This is a genomic window from Neisseria sp. HMSC069H12, from assembly GCF_001812735.1.
Taxonomy (GTDB): Bacteria; Pseudomonadota; Gammaproteobacteria; order Burkholderiales; family Neisseriaceae; genus Neisseria; species Neisseria subflava.
This window is the reverse complement of the sequence record NZ_KV810244.1, coordinates 30,429-47,837: the sequence shown is the minus strand read 5'-3', so window position 1 is coordinate 47,837 and position 17,409 is coordinate 30,429. Positions and strand designations below refer to the sequence as shown.

Below are 17,409 nucleotides of genomic sequence, written 5' to 3'. Positions count from 1 at the left end.
AAGGCCGTCTGAAACATTAAAAGTTTCAGACGGCCTTTTGGTTTAAACCTGATTAACGTGTTACCGGTTTGTAACGGATACGTTTCGGTTTCGCACCCTCTTCGCCCAAACGGCGTTTCTTGTCGGCTTCGTATTCCTGATAGTTGCCGTCGAAGAACACCCATTTAGAGTCACCTTCACAAGCCAAAATATGCGTAGCGATACGGTCGAGGAACCAACGGTCATGCGAAATCACCATCACGCTGCCGGCAAATTCCAACAATGCGTCTTCCAACGCGCGCAGGGTTTCCACGTCAAGGTCGTTGGACGGCTCGTCCAACAGCAACACGTTGCCGCCGCTCAACAAGGTTTTTGCCAAGTGCAGACGGCCGCGTTCGCCGCCCGACAATTGACCTGCGATTTTGCTTTGGTCGCTGCCTTTAAAGTTGAAGCGTCCCAAATATTGGCGGGCAGGGATTTCAAACTGTCCGACCTGCAAAATATCGCGGCCTTCAGCGATGTTGTCGAACACGGTTTTGTCGTTTTGCAAACCTTCGCGGCTTTGGTCGATCAGGCTCATTTTCACGGTTTGGCCGATTTTCACTTCGCCGGAATCAGGCTGCTCTTTGCCCGCAATCATTTTAAACAACGTCGATTTACCCGCGCCGTTCGGGCCGATGATGCCGACAATCGCGCCAGCAGGTACTTTAAAGCTCAAATCGTCAATCAGCACTTTGTCGCCAAACGATTTAGAAACGTTCACAAATTCAATCACTTCGTTACCCAAACGCTCGGCAACAGGGATAAAGATTTCCTGAGTTTCGTTGCGTTTTTGGTATTCGTAGTTGCTCATTTCCTCAAAACGCGCCAAACGCGCTTTAGACTTGGCTTGGCGGCCTTTGGCATTTTGGCGCACCCATTCCAACTCCTGCTTCATCGCCTTCACGCGTGCAGCTTCGGATTTCGCCTCGTTTTCCAAGCGTTTTTCTTTCTGCTCCAGCCAAGACGAGTAATTGCCTTTCCACGGGATACCGTGTCCGCGGTCGAGTTCCAAAATCCATTCGGCAGCATTGTCGAGGAAATAGCGGTCGTGCGTTACCGCAACGACTGTGCCAGGGAAGCGCACCAAGAATTGCTCCAGCCATTCGACAGATTCCGCGTCCAAGTGGTTGGTCGGCTCGTCCAGCAAAAGCATATCGGGCTTGCTCAATAAGAGTTTGCACAAAGCCACACGGCGTTTTTCACCGCCGGACAAATTGCCGATTTTGGCATCCCAATCAGGCAGGCGCAGAGCGTCGGCAGCGATTTCCAATTCATGCTCTGCACCGCCGCCGGTAGATGAACCCGCCGCAATAATTGCTTCCAGACGGCCTTGTTCTTCCGCCAACGCGTCAAAATCCGCATCAGGATTGGCATACTCTGCATACACTTCTTCCAAGCGTTTCTGCGCAGCCGCCACTTCGCCCAAACCGCTTTCCACTTCCTCGCGCACGGTTTTTTCAGGATCAAGCTCCGGCTCTTGCGGCAGATAGCCGATTTTGATGCCGCCCATCGGCACGGCTTCGCCCTCAAATTCCTTATCCACGCCCGCCATAATCCGCAGCACGGTGGACTTACCCGCGCCGTTCAAACCGAGCAGGCCGATTTTCGCGCCGGGGAAAAAGGAAAGGGAAATATCTTTAATGATGGTTTTCTGCGGCGGCACAACCTTGCTCACGCGCAGCATAGAATAGACGTATTGTTGGGACATAGTATTCTCAATTCAGTCAAACAAATTTCAGACGACCCATTTTAACCTATTGCCCCAATACTTGCTTGTTCAAATACCGTCTGAAAATAGAAATAAGCATCAAAATATACACCGAGCCGAACCGATACCCTCATTGCCCGACGGTATCAATGCCAAACCGCAGAAAATTTGATTTAAGCCAGTTTATCCTTGAACTGGCATTGCCAATATCCGGCGCGCTTCATAAAATGCACCTATATCCTTGAAAGCACGCACACAAACAATAACGATAGAAAACACCACACCAAGAACCATTTCTGGTTTTTCAATAAAAATACTTTTCAAAAAAGGATTTACCTCATGTCGGAACATACGCAAAAAACAGCAAAACAAGGTTTGCCGTCACTGGCAAAAAGTACGATTTGGATGCTGAGCTTCGGCTATCTCGGCGTTCAGACGGCCTTTACCCTGCAAAGCTCGCAGATGAGCCGCATCTTCCAGACGCTCGGCGCCGACCCGCATAATTTGGGCTGGTTTTTCATTCTGCCCCCATTGGCCGGTATGTTGGTTCAGCCGATTGTGGGCTACTACTCAGACCGCACTTGGATGCCACGCCTGGGCGGCCGTCGTCTGCCCTATCTGCTTTACGGCACACTGATTGCGGTCATCGTGATGATTCTGATGCCCAACTCGGGCAGCTTCGGTTTTGGTTACGCTTCTTTGGCAGCTTTGTCGTTTGGCGCGCTGATGATTGCGCTGTTGGACGTGTCCTCCAATATGGCAATGCAGCCGTTTAAGATGATGGTCGGCGACATGGTCAACGAGGAGCAGAAAAGCTACGCCTACGGCATTCAAAGTTTCTTAGCCAATACGGGCGCGGTTGTGGCGGCGATTCTGCCGTTTGTGTTTGCGTATATCGGTTTGGCGAACACGGCCGAAAAAGGCGTCGTGCCGCAGACCGTGGTCGTAGCATTCTATGTGGGCGCAGCCTTACTGATTATTACCAGTGCGTTCACCATCTTCAAAGTCAAAGAGTATGATCCGGAAACCTACGCTCGCTACCACGGCATCGACGTAGCCGCAAATCAGGAAAAAGCCAACTGGTTCGAACTCTTAAAAACTGCACCTAAAGCGTTTTGGACAGTCACTTTGGTGCAATTCTTCTGCTGGTTCGCCTTCCAATATATGTGGACTTACTCGGCAGGCGCGATTGCAGAAAACGTTTGGCAGACAACCGATGCCTCTTCCGTAGGCTATCAGGAAGCGGGCAACTGGTACGGCGTTTTGGCAGCGGTACAATCCATTGCTGCCGTTATCTGCTCGTTTATTCTGGCAAAAGTACCGAATCAATACCATAAAGTCGGTTATTTCGGTTGCTTGGCTTTGGGTGCACTCGGTTTCTTCTCCGTTTTCTTCATCAGCAATCAATACGCATTAATCCTGTCTTATACCTTAATCGGTATTGCGTGGGCAGGTATCATTACCTATCCTTTGACGATTGTAACCAATGCCCTCTCCGGCAAACACATGGGTACTTATTTGGGTCTGTTTAACGGCTCTATCTGTATGCCTCAAATCGTCGCCTCCCTGCTGAGCTTTATCCTCTTCCCTATGCTGGGCAGCCATCAGGCAACCATGTTCTTGGTTGCAGGCGCAGTCTTGCTGCTGGGAGCCTTCTCAGTATGTCTGATTAAAGAGACCCACGGTGAATAATCCATCCATACCATCGGCAAAGGCCGTCTGAAACCTTTGCCGAACTTACAATTTTAATAACAGGAGCTTCATAAATGTATACAAGAATCATGGAAATCAGCCCTTGGACATTGCGTTCGGCAAAACTGGAAAAAGAACACAAACGGCTGCAAGAGAGCCTGACCAGTTTGGGCAACGGCTATATGGGTATGCGCGGCAATTTTGAAGAAACCTACTCCGCCGACAGCCACTTGGGCACCTACATCGCGGGCGTGTGGTTCCCCGACAAAACCCGCGTCGGCTGGTGGAAAAACGGCTACCCTAAATATTTCGGCAAAGCCATCAATGCGCTCAATTTCAGCAAAGTTAAAATCTTTGTTGATGAACAAGAGGTGGACTTGGCGAAAAACGATGTTGCCGACTTCTCCGTCGAACTCGATATGCAGCACGGTGTGTTGCGCCGCTCGTTCACCGTATTCGGCGTGCGTTTCGATGTGTGCAAATTCCTGTCCGTCGCGCAAAAAGAGCTGGCGGTCATCCGCTGGGAAGCCGTATCCGTTGACGGCAAAACCCACCAAGTCCGCATTGATTCCATCATCGATGCCGACGTGAAAAACGAAGACTCCAACTACGAAGAAAAATTCTGGCAGATATTGGACAAAGGAGTTTCAGACGACCGCTCCTACATTACCACCCAAACCGTCGCCAATCCCTTCGGCGTGGAACAATTCATCGTCAACGCCGAGCAAACCTTCGCCGGCAGCTTCAAAGCCCTCGGCGGCAGCCAAACCGACTGGCAGGTCTCTAATTCTTTCGAAGCCGAAGTCGGCGGCACGCCCGAAACCTTTGAAAAACGCGTGATTGTCACCACCAGCCGCGATTATCAGGGCTTGGAAGCGGTGAAAGCCGCAGGCCGCGCCTTGTCAGAAAAAATCGCAGGCGTTGCATTCGAAACCTTGCTGGACGCGCACAAAGCGGGCTGGCTGCACCGCTGGGAAATTGCCGACGTGGTCATCGAAGGCAGCGACGAAGCGCAGCAGGGCATCCGCTTCAACCTGTTCCAACTGTTCTCCACCTACTACGGCGAAGACGCGCGCCTGAACATCGGCCCCAAAGGCTTTACCGGCGAAAAATACGGCGGCGCGACCTATTGGGACACCGAAGCCTATGCCGTGCCGCTTTACCTCGCACTGGCTGAACCCGAAGTTACCCGCAACCTGCTGCAATACCGCCGCAACCAACTGCCGCAGGCGCAACATAACGCGCGCGAACAGGGCTTGGCGGGCGCACTCTATCCGATGGTAACGTTTACAGGCATCGAGTGCCACAACGAATGGGAAATCACCTTCGAGGAAATCCACCGCAACGGCGCGATTCCTTACGCCATCTACAACTACACCAACTACACCGGCGACGAAAGCTATCTTGCCAAAGAAGGCTTGGAAGTCTTGGTCGAAGTGTCCCGCTTCTGGGCGGACCGCGTCCACTTCTCCAAACGCAACGGCAAATACATGATTCACGGCGTAACCGGCCCGAACGAATACGAAAACAACATCAACAACAACTGGTACACCAACACCCTCGCTGCATGGGTATTGGACTACACCCGTGAAGCCCTGGCGAAATACCCGCGTCCGGATTTGAACGTGAGTGCCGCCGAATTGGAAAAATGGGCAGACATCAGCGCGAATATGTACCGTCCGCATGACGAAGAACTCGGCGTATTCGTCCAACACGACGGCTTCCTCGACAAAGACATCCGCCTCGTGTCCGCGCTTTCGCCCGACGATTTGCCGCTCAACCAGAAATGGTCGTGGGACAAAATCCTGCGTTCGCCCTTCATCAAACAGGCGGACGTCTTGCAAGGCATCTACTTCTTCGGCGACCGTTTCAATATCGACGAAAAACGCCGCAACTTCGACTTCTACGAACCGATGACCGTGCACGAAAGCTCGTTGTCGCCGTGTATCCACGCCATCCTTGCCGCCGAACTGGGCAAAGAAGAAAAAGCCGTGGAAATGTACCAGCGTACCGCCCGCCTGGACTTGGACAACTACAACAACGACACCGAAGACGGTCTGCACATCACCTCCATGACCGGTTCGTGGCTCGCCATCGTCCAAGGTTTCGCCCAAATGAAAACCTGGGGCGGCAAGCTCAGCTTCGCACCGTTCCTGCCAAGTGCGTGGACAGGCTACGCCTTCCACATCAACTACCGCGGCCGTCTGATTAAAGTCGCCGTCGGTAAAGAAAACGTCGTCTTCACCCTGCTCAAAGGCGAACCGCTCGATTTGCAGGTGTACGGCAAAAACATCACGCTCAACGGCAGCCACGCCGTCGCATTGGAAAAATAAGGAGGGCACAAAATGACTTTCACCGCAGTCCTATTTGACCTCGACGGCGTCATCACCGATACCGCCGAATACCACTACCGCGCATGGAAAAAGCTTGCCGAAGAACTGGGCATCAGCATCGACCGCAAGTTTAACGAACAGCTCAAAGGCGTATCGCGCGACGATTCACTCAAACGCATCCTCGCGCACGGCGGCAAAACCGTCAGCGAAGCCGAGTTCGCCGAACTGACCCGCCGCAAAAACGACAACTACGTCGAAATGATTCAGGCAGTCAAACCCGAAGACGTGTACCCCGGCATTTTGCCCCTGCTGGAAGCATTGAAAGCAAACGGCAAAAAAATCGCCCTCGCGTCCGCCAGTAAAAACGGCCCGTTCCTGCTCGAACGCATGGAGCTGACCCACTTCTTCGACACCATTGCCGACCCTGCCGCCGTCGCACATTCCAAACCCGCCCCCGACATCTTCCTCGCCGCCGCCGAGGGCGTGGGCGCGGACATCCGCCAATGCATCGGCATTGAAGACGCCGCAGCAGGAGTAGCCGCCATCAAAGCCGCCGGCGCCTTGCCCATCGGCGTGGGCAAAGCCGAAGACTTGGGCAGCGACATCGCGCTGGTGTCCAACACCGCCGAGCTGACCTACGCCTACCTGCAAAACGTATGGGAACAGTCAGGCAGATAAAATACTAAGGAAGTAAAAAGGCCGTCTGAAAACCTGAATCAGGTTTTCAGACGGCCTTTAATATTTCCAATCAACCCAGTGTAACCATCTCAATCTGTTCCATACTTCTGCCCAAGAAGCGTTCACCGATGGTGCGGAAGCGCAGTGGGATGTCGCTGACGTAGAAGCGGTAATCCGGGTTGTCGTTTTCTGTATTCAGCAAACCTTCTTGTGCTAAGGCTTTGGCGGTGGCTTCGGCGGTGGTGATAGCGGAATCGACCAAGGTGACGTTTTGCGCTTCGCGGCCGATAAGCGGTTTGAGCAGTGGGAAGTGGGTACAACCCAACACCAGCGTGTCGATGTCGTCGGCCAAGAGCGGCTTCAGGTATTCGCGTACGGTCAGGCGGGTGACTTCGTGATCGAGCCAGCCCTCTTCTACCAATGGCACAAGCAGGGGTGCAGCTTGCGTGCGTACCAGTGTGTCGTTGTTTTTCGAATGGATGGCGCGCGCGTAGGCATTACTGTTGACGGTGGTATTGGTCGCGATAATGCCGATTCGATTATTTTTGGTAGTTTGCAAAGCGGCTTCTGCACCGGCGGAGATGACGTCCAATACGGGCATATTGCCTGCTTTTTGACGGATTTTCTGTCCAGCAACAGCGGCGATGGTGTTGCACGCGATAACCAGTGCTTTGACATCGTTTTCCAGCAGGAAATCGACAATCTGCATGGCGAAGGTTTCGATGGTGGCGCGGGATTTGGTGCCGTAGGGAACGCGTGCGGTATCGCCGAAATAGATGATGTTTTCCATCGGCAGGCGTTCCATCAGGGTGCGGACGTTGGTCAAGCCGCCGACGCCGGAATCGAATACGCCGATGGGGCGTTGTTTGCTGGTACTCATGGTTAATTTCTTCAATATAAAGTTGAGTCCGTCTGAAACCGTTTTTCAGACGGCCTGAAGGTTAAACATATTCTTTTTTATCGTTTTCCACCCAAGCCTGATGCGAGCAAATCCACAACAGCACGATACCGCACACGGTCGAACTCAACATCATACCGGCCATCACCAAGGCAGAACCATTATGCAGCCAAGTCGTTGCCATGCCGACCGATGCGCCGATAAGGGATTGGAATACGCCTAAAACGGCATTTGCACTGCCGCCCTCTGCGCTGAAATAACTCATAAAACAGGCCTGAGTGTTCGCTCCGACCAAGCCTTGCGTACCAACTGAAAACATCACGCATGGTACCAAAGCCCACAAAGGCGGCAGAGACAGCGACAATACCAAAACCGTCATCAGCAGATTAGCGGTAAATTGGACGATAATGCCCCATTTGAGGATGTTTTGCGGATGCGTACCGGTTTTCAAACGCCATGCGGTAATGCGGTTAAACGACATCATGGTAATGATATTGAGCGCAAATATCCAAGCATATTGGTTTGGTGAAACATGATACAGATGTTGGTACACAAACGATGATTCGGTCAAAAAGGCAAACATCGAACCAAAACTAAAAGCTTGGAAAAACAGATAGCCCATCGCGGCGCGCGTCCTCAAAACGCGTTTAAACCTGCCTGCCACCACGCCGAACACATCCATGCTGATTTTGCCTTTTTGGTGCGGCTTGGGCAGGAAATACCACATCAAACCCCAAAGCAGCAGCGAATAGCAGGCCAGAAAGCCGAAAATCATGCGCCAGCCGCCCAAATTCTGCAAGCCAGCACCAATCATCGGCGCCATCAATGGCACAATCATCAGAATAATGCCGATTAAGGCAAACATCTGCGCGGCTTTGCGTCCGGAATAATAATCGCGCACCAGCGCGCCGGAAATCACCACGGTCATCCCCGCGCCAAACGCCTGCACGGCACGCAAGTTCAGCAGCTGCTCGACATTATTCACCATCGTCAAACCGACAACGGCGGCAAAGTAAATGCTCAAGCCCACCAAGGCGACAGGTTTGCGGCCTTTAATATCCGAAATCGAACCGCCGACCACCTGACCAAACGCCACGCCAAACATAAAAAAGCTCAGGCTTTGCTCAATACGGTGGATGTCCGAACCCAGCGACTTCGCCATTTCGGGAATCGCAGGCAGATAGGCATCGACAGAAAACGGCATCAGCGCGACCAACATCGCCATCAGCACGGCCATGGTTTTTTCGCCCAAAGGGGCTTGTTGTGCAGTCATTCCGACTTTCGCTTTCGTAAAAAATATTCAAAAAACAAAGAAAACAACCGCCTTGTCAGACGGTTGCGGATTGGATGGAATTATAGCAGATTTCAACCTTGTCCAATCACTGCAAAAAAACCTTTGCAAAACTTAAGGCCGCCTGAAACTTTGCTTGGTTGAACCCCCTCGCCGCAAACGTTAAAATGCTTGTTTTTTAAGACAACAAATTGTTTCACATCACGGATTCTAAGGAATAATCATGACTACATTTCAAATTGCGCGTGCCGACGGGAAAACGCTCGAAATCCAAGGCAAAATGGCCAACCGCCACGGCTTGATCGCCGGTGCGACCGGTACGGGTAAAACCGTTACCCTGCGCCGCATGGCGGAAGCCTTCAGCAGCGAAGGCGTCCCTGTATTCTTGGTCGATGTCAAAGGCGATTTGTCGGGCATCGCGCAAGCCGGTGCCGCCAGCGGCAAGGTGGGCGAACGCATTGCTGAGTTTGGCTTGGGCGAGCAATGGCTGCAAAGTTTCCCCGTGCGCTTTTGGGATGTTTACGGCGAAACCGGTATTCCCGTACGCGTCACCGTTTCAGAAATGGGCCCTATGCTTTTGGCCCGCCTGATGAATCTGAACGACACGCAGGAAGGTCTGCTCAACCTCGTGTTCAAAGTTGCCGATGACAGAGGCTGGCACATTCTGGACTTAAAAGACCTGCGCAGCATGTTGAAACACGTTTCCGACCACGCTTCGGAATACCGCACGCAATACGGCAACGTTTCTGCCGCCAGTATCGGCGCAATTCAACGCCAACTGCTGACTTTGGAAAACGAAGGCGCAGAAAAATTCTTCGGCGAACCTTCCCTCAACCTGCAAGACTGGATGCAAACCGACAACGGCAAAGGCATCATCAACATCCTTAACTCCGAAAAACTGATGCGCTCGCCGCGTATGTACAGCGCGTTTTTGCTGTGGATGCTGGCAGAATTGTTTGAAACCCTGCCCGAAGTCGGCGATTTGGACAAACCAAAATTCGTGATGTTCTTCGACGAAGCACATTTGATGTTCGACAATGCCGCCAATGCGTTGGTCGAACAAATTGAACAAGTCGTGCGTCTGATCCGTTCCAAAGGCGTGGGCGTATATTTCGTCACCCAAAACCCGCTCGACTTGCCCGATACCATTCTCGGCCAACTGGGTAATCGTGTACAACACGCCTTGCGCGCCTTCACACCGCGCGACCAAAAAGCAGTTAAAGCTGCTGCCGAAACATTCCGCAGCAATCCGAATATCAAAGTTGCCGAAGCAATTGCCGAGCTCGGTGTCGGCGAAGCCCTTGTTTCCTTCCTTGATGAAAAAGGTATGCCCGAGCCGGTAGAACGCGCCCTCATCCTGCCGCCTCAATCCGCCCTGACCCCGCTTGCCGCAGAAGAGCGCAACCGTTTGTTCCAAAACGACGATTTGTATCCAAGCTATAAAGACATGGTGGACAACTACTCCGCTTTTGAAGCACTGGCTGAAGCAGACAGCCAAGCTGCCGCTGAAAAAGAAGCCGCAAATGCCGCCAAAGAGCAGGAAAAAGCACAAAAAGCCGCAGAAAAAGAGGCTGCCAATGCTGATCCCGGCATCCTCGGCGGACTGATTGGCGGTTTGAGCGGCGGACGTAAAAAATCCGGCCAAGGTTTGGGCTACAACGTTGCCGACGCCATCGGCAGCCAAATCAACCGCCAAGTAACCAACGCCATTTCCCGCAGCGTAATGGGTATTATTAAAAATATGTTCAAATAATCAGCCTGCAAACATACTGCCTTTATTGCAACAGCCGCAAGTCGGATACTTGTATCCGACACCTTGCTTTCAGACGGCCTCAAAGCAGCCTGAAAACAAGCCAAGTGCCCGCCAAACAGGAAAACACGCCATGCCCCAAACCGTTACCCTTGTGCTGTACGACCCCGCACACGCCGCCGATTTGGACTACCGTCTGCACGGAGAGCAAGCACAATACTCGGTTTCGCCCCAAGAGCGGCTGCAAAACGGCCGGTTCGCCGCGCCCGACTGTTTGGCCGTAACCATTTTGTGCCAAAACCGCCCCATCGGATTTTTCATCCTTGATAAAGGCAGCGACCGCCTTACTTACAGCGCCAACCCCCGCGCCGTATTGCTGCGCTCGATGTCGGTCAACCCCGCATATCAGGGTCAAGGCTGCGCCCGCGCGGCGCTGGCTGACGATAAATTGGCGCCACTCATCCGCAGCATATTGCCCGACTGCGACGAAATCGTGTTCGGCGTACACCACGCCAACCGCGCCGCCATCGGCCTGTACCAAAGCTGCGGATTTGCCGATACGGGGCGAACCTTTATGGGCACAAAGGGGCTGCAATATATTTACAGCAAAACGATTCGGTAAAAGGCCGTCTGAAAAACTGAAAACGACCGGTTTCCAACTCCCTCTCCTGCGCTCGCGCGGGGGAGGGTTGGGGAGGGGGTGGCGTTTCACAGAAACGCTTTGCCGCCGCCTCGTAATGTTCCCGAAGCCGCAAACGCCCCCACCCTAGCCCTCCCCCGCAAGCAGGAGAGGGAACGAATAGGCCGTCCGCACCCAAAAGACCCCAAAAATGACCGCTAAAACCCTGTTCAAAGCCATCAAAAAACGCCTGCAAACGCTGCGCATCCGTGCGGGCAAGGCGTGGCTCGACCGTGCGCCGGTGCCGTCTGAAAAGCCGCTTGCGCCGGAGAATATCGGCGGCATTCTGTTTTTGCGCCAAGACGGCAAAATCGGCGACTACATCGTCAGCTCGTTTGCCTTTCGCGAAATCAAAAAATCCGCGCCGCACATCCGCATCGGCGTGGTCTGCACCGAGGCCAACCGCAGCCTGTTTGACGCCAATCCGCATATCGACGCGGTGCATATTGTCCAAGCCAAAAGCAGCCGCTCGTATCGGGAAACCGGCCGCTCGATTGCAGGGCAATATGATGTCGTTATCGATCCCACCGTATTGGTGCGCAACCGCGATTTGGTTTTAATCCGCAGCATCAGCGCGCCCTACAACATCGGCTTTGCCAAAGAAAACTACCACATTTTCAACCGCAACATCGCCGATAAAAAACAGCATTAAAGGCCGTCTGAAAATCAATTTCAGACGGCCTTTTATTTATCAATCCAATCAGTTTTTCATCGATTGAACCGGAGCCGGGATTCTACCGCCTCGGTTGACGAACACTTCGCATGAGCCTTCTTTGACCGGCATTACAGGCGCGTGGCCCAACAGGCCGCCAAACTCAACGCTGTCGCCGACGGTTTTACCGGTTACCGGAATAATGCGCACGGCGGTGGTTTTGCTGTTGATCATGCCGATGGCGGCTTCGTCAGCGATGATGCCGGAAATGGTATGAGCAGGCGTATCGCCGGGGACGGCAATCATGTCCAAACCAACGGAGCAGACGGCGGTCATGGCTTCGAGTTTGTCCAACGTCAGCACTCCGGCTTCGGTTGCGGCAATCATGCCCTCGTCTTCCGAAACAGGGATAAATGCGCCGCTCAAACCGCCGACTGCGCTGGAAGCCATCATGCCGCCTTTTTTCACGGCATCGTTCAGTAAAGCCAAAGCCGCCGTCGTGCCGTGCGTACCGCAGACGCTCAAACCCATCTCTTCAAGAATGCGCGCCACCGAGTCGCCGACGGCAGGGGTTGGTGCCAATGACAAGTCGAGAATACCAAACGGGATATTCAGCATTTTTGAGGCTTCGCGGCCGATGAGTTCGCCCACGCGGGTAATTTTGAAAGCGGTTTTCTTCACTACTTCCGCAACTTCGGTCAATGTCGTTGCATCTGAATTTTCCAACGCAGCTTTTACGACACCCGGGCCGGAAACGCCGACATTGATAACGGCATCCGCTTCGCCCGATCCATGAAACGCACCCGCCATAAACGGATTGTCTTCCACTGCATTACAGAAAACGACAATTTTCGCGCAGCCGAAACCTTCGGGCGTGATTTCGGCCGTGCGTTTGATGGTTTCGCCTGCCAGCTTGACCGCATCCATATTGATACCGGCGCGCGTGCTGCCGATATTGATGGAGCTGCACACGATATCGGTGGTTTTCATCGCTTCGGGAATGGAACGGATCAACACCTCATCCGAAGGCGACATGCCTTTTTGCACCAACGCGGAAAAGCCACCAATAAAAGACACGCCTATCGCTTTGGCAGCCTTATCCAAAGTTTGCGCCACGCTGACGTAAGAATCAGCATGGGTGGCCGCGGCGATTTGGGCAATCGGCGTAACGGAAATACGCTGATTCACAATCGGCACGCCGTATTTAACAGACAGATATTTTGCCGTTGCCACCAAGTCTTTACCGACTGTGGTGATTTTATTGTAAATATTTTGGTTCAACACATTGATATCGCTGCTGATGCAGTCGTGCAAATCAATGCCGATGGTAATGGTGCGCACGTCAAAGTTCTGGTCGGCCACCATTTTGACGGTTTCTAAAATCTCGCCGGATTGAATACTCATGGCTCTCCCTCCGACTTAAATACGGTGCATGGCTTGGAAAATTTCTTCGTTTTGCATACGGATATCAAGCGCGAGTTTTTTGCTCTCTTCCGCAAACAAATCCAAAACTTCTTGACGCGATTTGGTGCATTTTGAAGTATCCACCAAAATAATCATGGTAAAAAAATCGTCCATCAGCTGTTGGCTGATGTTGAGAATATTGATTTGGTTTTCCGCTAAAATTTTGGAAACGTCGTACACAATGCCCACACGGTCTTTGCCGATGACGGTGATGACTGAATTGTTCATAACGCTGTTTCTCCTGATAGGATATTTGAAAAGTGTTGACAATTATAACACTCAGGCCGTCTGAAAAACTGTTTCAGACGGCCTGAGTATTCAAATTTCAATTTTGATTATCGCCCTGCTTTCAAACCCTGCCACAAGCGAACGCTGAGTTTGCTCGCATCGGTTGACTTAGGCGAAACGATGAAACTTTTTTCCATCAATTCTTTATTCGGGAAAATCGATGCATCGGATGTGTACTTTTCATCCATCAAATCACGCGCCGGACGGCTGGCCGGAGCATAAGTCACATAGTTGCCGTTTTTAGCCGCTGTTTCCGGATTGAGCGTGTGATTGATGTATTTGTGTGCATTGGCCACATTTTGCGCATCACGCGGAATCATCAGTGAATCCACCCAAATACCAACGCCGCTTTTCGGTGCCAATACTTCGACTTCGACGCCGTTTCCAGCCTCTTTGGCACGGGTTTTGGCAATATTGAGGTCGCCACCATAACCCACCGATACGCAAAGATTACCAGCCGCCATATCGTCGATATAGCCGGACGAGGTAAAGCGTTTGATGTCGGGACGTACTTTTTTCATCATTTCAACAGCAGCTTTGATGTCGTCAGGGTTTTCGCTGTTCGGATCTTTGCCCAAATAATGCAAAGCCAAAGGAATCTGCTCAATGGCGCTGTCAAAATAACTGATGCCGCAGGATTTCAGTTTTTGGGTGTATTCAGGATTGAACACCAAATCCCATTCGTTTTCAGGCAGTTTATCCGTACCCAAAGCCTTTTGAACCTGCTGTTTGTTAATCGCCAGCGTATTGATGCCCCAGAAATAAGGGACGGCATATTTGTTGCCCGGATCGACGGTTTCCATCATTTTCAACAAATCAGGATCAATATTGGCGTAATCGGGAATTTGCGATTTGTCGATTTTTTGATACGCGCCGGCTTTAATCTGACGGCCGACATTGGCAATAGACGGCGCAACCAGGTCATAACCCGACTTGCCGGTCAGCAGCTTGGCTTCCAGCGCTTCGTTGCTGTCGTAGTAATCGTAGCGGACGTTGATATTCGTATTTTTTTCAAACGCAGACAGCGTGGCTGGATCGACATAATCCGACCAGTTGTAGATATTGAGTTTATCCGTTTGAGAGGAAGAAGTTTGAGTTTGAGATGCGGAAGATTCTGCGGCGGTTCCTTGTCCGCCGCTACACGCAGTCAAGACGAGGCTCAAGATTGCCGCCGCCATCAAAGATTTTTTCATGGTTTCAGACCTTTTGTTCGGGGGGTAAAAATATTGCAGCGGTGGCAGATGCCACTTACAAAAGGGAAACTGTGGGGGCGGCCGGCATGTGTCCTTTGCCCTTGATTCAGCAAGGTTTGCATTAAACGGCAAAAAGCTTTTGAATGCAAGACCTTAAAGTGAAAAAAAATTTCATTTTTCAGACGGCCTGAAGCTATGGTTTTATTCATAAACAACATTTTTTCAGAAACAGTTTCATGCCGTCTGGAAAAAACTGTGGGCTTATTCAGATGGCCTCAAGATTTGTCAAAACCGCCCAATTTGTGGGAAAATTGCACGATTGAATTTAATGAAGGGCGACACCGTGTTAGACAGAGAAGGCTATCGCCCCAATGTCGGTATTATCCTGATTAACGAACGTAACGAAGTCTTTTGGGGCAAACGCGTACGCGAACATTCATGGCAGTTTCCGCAAGGCGGCATCAAGCCGGGTGAAAGCCCTGAGACCGCCATGTACCGCGAATTGTACGAAGAAGTCGGCCTGTTGCCGCAACATATCAAAATCGTTGGCCGTACGCGCGACTGGTTGCGTTATGACGTTCCCAGCCACTGGGTGCGCCGCGAATGGCGCGGTTCATATCGCGGACAAAAACAGATTTGGTATCTTTTGCGTTTGGTCGGCCGCGACAGCGACGTCAACCTCCGCGCCTGCCACCATCCTGAATTCGACGGCTGGCGCTGGCACCAATACTGGGCGCCGGTTGACGAAGTCATCGACTTCAAGCGCGGCGTGTATTTGGACGCATTGACCGAACTCTCCCGTTTCTTGCGCGGCATAGAAAGCTATGAAGACTTTATCCGTCGCAATCCAATAGAAAACCTATAACCCAAACGCTTTCAGGCCGTCTGAAAGCGTTGTTTTTCATCTTTTCAGACGGCCTTTACATTATTCCTATGGCTAAAAACAATCAATACAGCGAATCCAGTATCACCGTCCTCAAAGGCTTGGAGCCGGTCAAAGAACGTCCCGGCATGTACACCCGCACCGACAGCCCGACCCACATCTGCCAAGAAGTCATCGACAACGCGGCGGACGAGGCGTTGGGTGGTTTCGCGACTGAAATTGACGTACAAATTCATGAAGACGGTTCGCTTTCTGTTCGTGATAACGGCCGCGGTATTCCCGTCGGCCTGCACCCTGAAGAAGGCGTACCCGTAGTCGAACTCGTGTTCACCCGTCTGCACGCAGGCGGCAAGTTCAACAAAAAAGACGGCGGCAGCGCGTATGCCTTTTCAGGCGGCCTGCACGGCGTGGGCGTATCCGTCACCAACGCCCTCTCCACCCGCCTCGAAGTAACCGTCAAACGCGAAGGCAAAATCCACCGCATCGTGTTTGCCGGCGGCGACGTGGTCGAACCGTTGGCGGAAGTGGGCAAATGCGCCGTCAAAGACAGCGGCACCGAAGTGCGCGTGTGGCCGGACGGCAAATATTTTGAGAGCCCGAATTACAGCATTCCCGAACTCGAACGCCTACTGCGCGCTAAAGCCGTATTGCTGCCGGGCGTACGCGTTTCCCTGACCCGTCCGGTCAAAGGCGAAGACGAAGTGCACACCCAAACCTGGCATTACCCCGACGGTCTGAAAAGCTATCTGACCGACCTGATTGCCGACGCACAGGAAGCCGTGCCGCTGTTCTCCTGCGAAAACTACATTTCAGACGACCATAACGGCGATTTCAGCATCGGCGAAGGCGCCGCGTTTGCCTTGACCTGGCTGGAAGAAGGTTCGTGCGCCAACGAAAGCTACGTCAACCTCATCCCAACCCCGCTGGGCGGCACGCACGAAGCGGGCTTGAAACAAGCCGTGTTCAACGCCGTCAACAACTTCATCAATCTGCACAACCTCCTACCGCGCGGCGTGAAAGTACAAAGCGACGACGTGTTCAGCAAAACCGCCTTCGTCCTCTCCGCCCGCGTCCTCGACCCGCAGTTCCAAGGTCAAACCAAAGACAAGCTGACCAACCGCGACGCGCTGAAACTCGTCGCCGCCGTATCGGGCGACCCTTTGGAATTGTGGCTGAACCAAAACGTGGACTTCGGCAAAAAAATCGCCGAACTCGCCATCCGACAAGCACAGGCGCGGATGCGTTCGGTTAAAAAAATCGAAAAGAAAAAAGGCAGCGGCGTCGCCGTCCTGCCCGGCAAACTGACCGACTGCGAAAGCGAAGACATCCGCGAAAACGAACTCTTCCTCGTCGAAGGCGATTCCGCCGGCGGCTCCGCCAAACTCGCCCGCGACAAAGCCACACAAGCCATCCTGCCCCTGCGCGGTAAAGTACTTAACAGCTTTGAAGTCCACCCCGACCAGCTCTTCGGCAACGCCGAAATCCATGATATTTCCGTCGCCATCGGCGTCGATCCGCACGGCATCAACGACAATCCCGATTTAAGCGGCCTGCGCTACGGCAAAATTGCCATCCTATCCGATGCCGACGTGGACGGTTCGCATATTCAAGTTTTGCTGCTGACCCTGTTCTACCGCCACTTCCCGAAACTGGTCGCCGACGGACACATTTACGTCGCACAGCCGCCGCTGTTCCGCGTCGATGTCAACGCACAAGGCAAAAGCAAACCCGCCCGCAAATTCTACGCCCTCGACCAAAACGAACTCGACAGCATTTTGGAGCGACTGCAAAAAGAAGGCGTTAAAGAAACTGCTTATTCCATCAGCCGTTTCAAAGGCTTGGGCGAGATGAACCCCGACCAGCTCAAAGACACCACCAT

The 17,409-nt window shown here is 52.5% G+C and carries 15 protein-coding genes; 8 read left to right on the top strand and 7 right to left on the bottom strand.

All coding sequences use genetic code 11. The features are described from left to right. Window positions 1–52: 52 nt before the first annotated feature. Window positions 53–1,729, bottom strand: a complete 1,677-nt coding sequence (gene ettA, locus HMPREF2872_RS01910; RefSeq protein ID WP_003685028.1) for an energy-dependent translational throttle protein EttA — start codon at window positions 1,727–1,729, stop codon at window positions 53–55. A gap of 183 nt (window positions 1,730–1,912) precedes the next feature. Further along, window positions 1,913–2,053 (bottom strand): hypothetical protein, encoded by a 141-nt coding sequence (locus tag HMPREF2872_RS11720; RefSeq protein WP_168164751.1) that lies wholly within the window; start codon window positions 2,051–2,053, stop codon window positions 1,913–1,915. A 15-nt stretch (window positions 2,054–2,068) separates the two neighbouring features. Here HMPREF2872_RS11720 and HMPREF2872_RS01905 point away from each other — a divergent pair, with 15 nt between their 5' ends. From HMPREF2872_RS01905 to pgmB, 3 genes are all read left to right on the top strand, one after another. Next, on the top strand, window positions 2,069–3,421 hold the full coding sequence (locus tag HMPREF2872_RS01905) for an SLC45 family MFS transporter (RefSeq protein WP_070630804.1): 1,353 nt from the start codon (window positions 2,069–2,071) through the stop codon (window positions 3,419–3,421). Between the two features lie 74 nt (window positions 3,422–3,495). After that, complete coding sequence (locus HMPREF2872_RS01900; protein ID WP_070630802.1) at window positions 3,496–5,754, top strand: glycoside hydrolase family 65 protein; 2,259 nt, start codon at window positions 3,496–3,498, stop codon at window positions 5,752–5,754. Between the two features lie 12 nt (window positions 5,755–5,766). After that, complete coding sequence (gene pgmB, locus HMPREF2872_RS01895) at window positions 5,767–6,432, top strand: beta-phosphoglucomutase (RefSeq protein ID WP_070630800.1); 666 nt, start codon at window positions 5,767–5,769, stop codon at window positions 6,430–6,432. A 70-nt stretch (window positions 6,433–6,502) separates the two neighbouring features. On the opposite strand, the gene murI is transcribed toward pgmB, so the two are convergent. Further along, a complete protein-coding gene (gene murI / locus HMPREF2872_RS01890; protein WP_070630798.1) occupies window positions 6,503–7,312 on the bottom strand; it encodes a glutamate racemase in 810 nt (269 codons plus the stop codon). Between the two features lie 61 nt (window positions 7,313–7,373). Then, window positions 7,374–8,603 (bottom strand): multidrug effflux MFS transporter, encoded by a 1,230-nt coding sequence (locus HMPREF2872_RS01885; RefSeq protein WP_070630796.1) that lies wholly within the window; start codon window positions 8,601–8,603, stop codon window positions 7,374–7,376. A 241-nt stretch (window positions 8,604–8,844) separates the two neighbouring features. Between HMPREF2872_RS01885 and HMPREF2872_RS01880 the strand changes: the two genes are divergently transcribed. The 3 genes from HMPREF2872_RS01880 (at window position 8,845) to HMPREF2872_RS01870 (ending at window position 11,702) form a co-directional block, all read left to right on the top strand. After that, a complete protein-coding gene (locus tag HMPREF2872_RS01880) occupies window positions 8,845–10,374 on the top strand; it encodes a helicase HerA-like domain-containing protein (RefSeq protein ID WP_070630793.1) in 1,530 nt (509 codons plus the stop codon). Window positions 10,375–10,504: 130 nt separating this feature from the next. Then, a complete protein-coding gene (locus HMPREF2872_RS01875) occupies window positions 10,505–10,993 on the top strand; it encodes a GNAT family N-acetyltransferase (RefSeq protein ID WP_036472879.1) in 489 nt (162 codons plus the stop codon). Between the two features lie 208 nt (window positions 10,994–11,201). Then, window positions 11,202–11,702 carry a glycosyltransferase family 9 protein gene (locus HMPREF2872_RS01870; protein WP_191620539.1) on the top strand — a complete coding sequence of 167 codons (501 nt, stop codon included), beginning with the start codon at window positions 11,202–11,204 and terminating at the stop codon, window positions 11,700–11,702. Window positions 11,703–11,750: 48 nt separating this feature from the next. Here HMPREF2872_RS01870 and HMPREF2872_RS01865 read toward each other — a convergent pair whose 3' ends face one another. The 3 genes from HMPREF2872_RS01865 to HMPREF2872_RS01855 form a co-directional block, all read right to left on the bottom strand. Continuing rightward, window positions 11,751–13,106 carry a PFL family protein gene (locus tag HMPREF2872_RS01865; RefSeq protein ID WP_070630792.1) on the bottom strand — a complete coding sequence of 452 codons (1,356 nt, stop codon included), beginning with the start codon at window positions 13,104–13,106 and terminating at the stop codon, window positions 11,751–11,753. A 15-nt stretch (window positions 13,107–13,121) separates the two neighbouring features. Continuing rightward, on the bottom strand, window positions 13,122–13,394 hold the full coding sequence (locus HMPREF2872_RS01860; RefSeq protein ID WP_003680574.1) for an ACT domain-containing protein: 273 nt from the start codon (window positions 13,392–13,394) through the stop codon (window positions 13,122–13,124). A 107-nt stretch (window positions 13,395–13,501) separates the two neighbouring features. Beyond that, the gene (locus tag HMPREF2872_RS01855; RefSeq protein ID WP_070630790.1) at window positions 13,502–14,647 is read right to left on the bottom strand and encodes a polyamine ABC transporter substrate-binding protein; all 1,146 of its coding nucleotides are present in this window, start codon (window positions 14,645–14,647) and stop codon (window positions 13,502–13,504) included. A gap of 328 nt (window positions 14,648–14,975) precedes the next feature. Between HMPREF2872_RS01855 and HMPREF2872_RS01845 the strand changes: the two genes are divergently transcribed. Together HMPREF2872_RS01845 and HMPREF2872_RS01840 are read left to right on the top strand one after the other, a co-directional pair. Continuing rightward, on the top strand, window positions 14,976–15,512 hold the full coding sequence (locus HMPREF2872_RS01845; protein ID WP_004520487.1) for an RNA pyrophosphohydrolase: 537 nt from the start codon (window positions 14,976–14,978) through the stop codon (window positions 15,510–15,512). 68 nt (window positions 15,513–15,580) lie between these two features. Further along, a partial coding sequence (locus tag HMPREF2872_RS01840) for a DNA topoisomerase IV subunit B (RefSeq protein WP_070630786.1) occupies window positions 15,581–17,409 on the top strand: 1,829 nt, incomplete at its 3' end.

What these genes read in the sequence shown, in the direction of transcription:
- ettA (WP_003685028.1), bottom strand. Translation starts at nt 1,729, where the DNA reads ATGTCCCAACAATACGTCTATTCTATGCTGCGCGTGAGCAAGGTTGTG.
- HMPREF2872_RS01905 (WP_070630804.1), top strand. Translation starts at nt 2,069, where the DNA reads ATGTCGGAACATACGCAAAAAACAGCAAAACAAGGTTTGCCGTCACTG.
- HMPREF2872_RS01900 (WP_070630802.1), top strand. Translation starts at nt 3,496, where the DNA reads ATGTATACAAGAATCATGGAAATCAGCCCTTGGACATTGCGTTCGGCA.
- pgmB (WP_070630800.1), top strand. Translation starts at nt 5,767, where the DNA reads ATGACTTTCACCGCAGTCCTATTTGACCTCGACGGCGTCATCACCGAT.
- murI (WP_070630798.1), bottom strand. Translation starts at nt 7,312, where the DNA reads ATGAGTACCAGCAAACAACGCCCCATCGGCGTATTCGATTCCGGCGTC.
- HMPREF2872_RS01885 (WP_070630796.1), bottom strand. Translation starts at nt 8,603, where the DNA reads ATGACTGCACAACAAGCCCCTTTGGGCGAAAAAACCATGGCCGTGCTG.
- HMPREF2872_RS01880 (WP_070630793.1), top strand. Translation starts at nt 8,845, where the DNA reads ATGACTACATTTCAAATTGCGCGTGCCGACGGGAAAACGCTCGAAATC.
- HMPREF2872_RS01875 (WP_036472879.1), top strand. Translation starts at nt 10,505, where the DNA reads ATGCCCCAAACCGTTACCCTTGTGCTGTACGACCCCGCACACGCCGCC.
- HMPREF2872_RS01870 (WP_191620539.1), top strand. Translation starts at nt 11,202, where the DNA reads ATGACCGCTAAAACCCTGTTCAAAGCCATCAAAAAACGCCTGCAAACG.
- HMPREF2872_RS01865 (WP_070630792.1), bottom strand. Translation starts at nt 13,106, where the DNA reads ATGAGTATTCAATCCGGCGAGATTTTAGAAACCGTCAAAATGGTGGCC.
- HMPREF2872_RS01860 (WP_003680574.1), bottom strand. Translation starts at nt 13,394, where the DNA reads ATGAACAATTCAGTCATCACCGTCATCGGCAAAGACCGTGTGGGCATT.
- HMPREF2872_RS01855 (WP_070630790.1), bottom strand. Translation starts at nt 14,647, where the DNA reads ATGAAAAAATCTTTGATGGCGGCGGCAATCTTGAGCCTCGTCTTGACT.
- HMPREF2872_RS01845 (WP_004520487.1), top strand. Translation starts at nt 14,976, where the DNA reads ATGAAGGGCGACACCGTGTTAGACAGAGAAGGCTATCGCCCCAATGTC.